The following is an 855-nucleotide window of genomic DNA, read 5'->3' as shown; positions in this document are numbered from 1 at the left end:
GGTGAGAGTACAGTTAAAGAGCAATTGAAAGGTTTAGAAAAAGACGAGTTATTAACAGTATTAAATCGTTTGTTACAAAGTTCGAAAAATGTGCAAATTGTAGAGAAAATGTTAAAGAAGGGGAAACTTTAACTAAAGAGGGAGTTGCTTTGTAGTGAACGTACTAATTATATACGCTCATCCTAATCCTTCAAGCTTTAATGCGGCAATTTTAGAGCATGTGCAAAAAGGACTTGGGGAAACAAATCATTCTGTTACGCTACTTGATTTACATAAAGAACAATTTGATCCAGTGCTTGTATTTAATGAAGAGAAGAAAAGACGTGATTTACTAAATGAAGAAGAGACGAAGCGATATAGAGAATTAGTGAAAGCGGCGGATATTCTTCTTTTCATATATCCGATATGGTGGTGGGGCATGCCTGCTATTTTAAAAGGATTTATCGATCGTATTTTTGTAGCTGGATTTGCTTATAAATATGAGGGGTCATTACCGAAAGGGTTATTGAAAGGAAAGAAGGCGTGGGTTATTAATACGTTAGACTCACCGTTATGGTATGTGGCCCTATTATATCGATCAGCGGATTGGATTATGATGAAACGAGGGGTTTTACGTTTTTGTGGTATTTGCGATATAAAACGGTCAGTTTTTCAATCTGTGAAAACGAGTAAACTAGAGAAGCGTGAAAAATGGCTATTACAAATAGAAGAAAAGGCTCGTACATTATGAATGAAATAGATCGTATTATAAAGTGTTGCAATTGTGATGACGAACTTTTGCGTACGTATATTAATTGTTTAGTCCAATTGAAGAAATACAGCGAAACGTTTCAACAAATTCAAATACAATTAAGA

General features: G+C 34.6%; 1 protein-coding gene and 2 pseudogenes. All 3 read left to right on the top strand.

What is annotated here, in order from left to right:
- A pseudogene (locus AC1DTM_RS29275) lies at window positions 1-132 on the top strand (SWIM zinc finger family protein); the annotation flags it as partial.
- A gap of 22 nt (window positions 133-154) precedes the next feature.
- Window positions 155-730, top strand: a complete 576-nt coding sequence (locus AC1DTM_RS29270; RefSeq protein WP_016105483.1) for an NAD(P)H-dependent oxidoreductase — start codon at window positions 155-157, stop codon at window positions 728-730.
- Window positions 727-855: pseudogene (locus AC1DTM_RS29265) on the top strand (group-specific protein); the annotation flags it as partial. The gene AC1DTM_RS29270 and the pseudogene AC1DTM_RS29265, both read left to right, overlap by 4 nt.

The organism is Bacillus sp. P4_D3 (genome assembly GCF_056401855.1).
Note: the sequence above shows the minus strand (reverse complement) of the source record. Positions and strands in the feature narration are given on the sequence as shown.